Raw genomic sequence first — 1,009 nt, 5'->3', positions numbered from 1 at the left:
CGTTTGGATTTTGAACAGATAGAAAATATGAACACACGGCATTCATTCTATAAAAGAGCAGCGATAATATCAAATTTAACAGGCTATTACAAATCTGCCTATGACTATATGGTAAAGTATGATTTAATGTATCATAAGTTGGTAGACTTAAATAGTGAAAAGACGATGAATGAAGTGATACGAGAAGAGTATAAAAAGACCTTAACAAGGTTTGAAATGGTGGCGAAAGTCGGTAGAGACATAACGATGTATGATGATCTCGATCAGGTTTTATTATTTGCTTTAGACGCACTGTCCTCATTCATGTCTATTGATAGTATTGGTATTGGTATATTGAAAGATGAAGAATTAAAGTATGAACATTTTTTTAATGAAGGGCGAAAGTTAAATACAAAATCCATACCGCTATCTAATAAGAGTAGTTTAGCGGTGTGGTCAATCATCAATAAGAAAGAGCTGATATCTAACGATATTGAAAATGACAATGTTATTTACACAAATGAACCACTGATACGTGAGAAGGCCAAGCAAAGCTCTGATTTGGATATTAATTCTGTTATGTTTTTACCTTTAGTTGTAAAAAGAGAAACGGTTGGTGTATTTACGATACAGAGTTATAAGAAGTATGCTTATTCTAAAGAGGATATGGAAATCTTTAATATAATAGGATCTTATGTAGCCATTGCTTTAAAAAATATTAAGCAAGCAGAGGATTTGGAGAGATTAAGTACGACAGATGGTTTGACAGGACTTCTAAATAGACGAGGATTTATAGAAAAATTTGAAGAAAAAATATTATCACAACCAAGGTCTATTGGAATGATTATGTTGGATCTCGATTTGTTCAAGCAAATAAATGATTTATATGGCCATCTATTTGGGGACAAAGTATTACAATTGATAGGAATAAAACTAAAATCCTTTGAGGATAAGGATACACTATTATCTAGAATGGGTGGAGAGGAGTTTGCGTTTATTGCTTTTGATCAAACAAAAGAAAGTATTCAAG

General features: G+C 31.9%; 1 protein-coding gene. It reads left to right on the top strand.

Annotation, left to right across the window (positions count from 1 at the left end; all coding sequences use genetic code 11):
- Positions 1–27 precede the first annotated feature (27 nt).
- The coding region (locus tag JF818_RS09850) for a sensor domain-containing diguanylate cyclase (RefSeq protein ID WP_198891840.1) at positions 28–1,009 on the top strand (982 nt) is incomplete at its 3' end.

Origin of the sequence: Sphaerochaeta sp. S2, from assembly GCF_016406725.1 — a bacterium.
Classification (GTDB): domain Bacteria; phylum Spirochaetota; class Spirochaetia; order Sphaerochaetales; family Sphaerochaetaceae; genus Sphaerochaeta.
Note: the sequence above shows the minus strand (reverse complement) of the source record. Positions and strands in the feature narration are given on the sequence as shown.